Here is a 1,165-nt window from a genome sequence, read left to right as displayed (position 1 = left end):
TTCGACGTAGCCAGTGGGTCTTCGTGCGGCCCGTTGTTTGTGGTGATGGCGAACAGGCCGCTGTCGCCGCCGTACACGCGTACGTCGTCGATCGGCAGGGAGCATAGACGCATGCCGTCCTCCCCACCTCCCGTGCCGCGAAGGGTGGCGTGCCTGGCTGCGTCAGGCAGCGGCTGCTTGTCAGGACCGAGCGGGACGGTGAGGTGCGACGAGAGGGATTCCGGTATGTCGCCCTTCCAGCAACTGGCGACCAGGGGCCCGTTTCTCACGTCGCGGATCTGTGCCTGTCGATCAGTACTTGGACCAATGGCGAGAACCGCCGGACGGCCACCGTGTTCTACGTGCATCAGCGTGTCGACGCTGCCGTGCTCGACAAGTTCAGGGGCGACGCTGCCAGGCGGCCGCCACGAGGCCCAACAAGTCTTCCACGGGAGGTGGATGCCGGAGTCTTCGATGCCACGTACGACATCCCAACGACTCCGCGCGGTGTGGGTGAGGTGGAGCCAAGCGGCCCAGACCGGTTGATCGTCCTTGGGTTGCACCCCGCAGAGCCACAGATGGCGGGCATCGCCAGCTGCAGTGTCCGTCGTGGCCACACCGTGCCTGGATGTGGCGCAAGCGGCGTCCAGAAGCTCTCGTTGCCCAATGTTCGCTAGCGCTACGCCGTCATCGAGGATCACGGGAAGCTGCCCGTCGCGTGAGGCGTGCATCGCGAGGCCGTGAGCTGCGTATCGGCCCACGGGCCCTGATTCAGCCCACCCGCGAGGGTGGCGTATCCCCTCTTCGCGTGCGCGCAGCCAGTCCACGATCTCCGTGTCAACAGCCGACACGGAATGCGCGCTTGCCGTGCTTTGCAAGCGGTCGGCAAGGTATTCGTGGCGGAAACTCACACCCGCCGGGTCCACTACGAAAAGCTCGGGATTCGCCTTCACCAGCTGCTGGAGACCGGCCGCGTCCACTGCTGACGGATCGAGGGCCCGGGCGAGCGCCGCCCAGACCGGCATCGGTACACGCCGCGGTTCGGCCAGAGCCAAGGCGGTAAGGACGGCAGACGGTACCTCGGCGTTCTCATCGCAGGGATCCTCAGGTACGTGAGCCGGCAAAACGAAGCGTGTGCGGCGAAGGCCCGGGGTTGTATCCGGCAGCACTTCGACCACAACGGCAA

At 66.0% G+C, this 1,165-nt stretch carries 1 protein-coding gene; it reads right to left on the bottom strand.

Annotation, left to right across the window (positions count from 1 at the left end; all coding sequences use genetic code 11):
- On the bottom strand, positions 1-1,034 hold a 1,034-nt coding region (locus ACGFZW_RS38900; protein ID WP_393898065.1), incomplete at its 3' end, for a hypothetical protein.
- Positions 1,035-1,165: the final 131 nt, after the last annotated feature.

Origin of the sequence: Streptomyces sp. NPDC048248 (assembly GCF_043201875.1) — a bacterium.
Lineage (GTDB): Bacteria > Actinomycetota > Actinomycetes > Streptomycetales > Streptomycetaceae > Streptomyces.
Note: the sequence above shows the minus strand (reverse complement) of the source record. Positions and strands in the feature narration are given on the sequence as shown.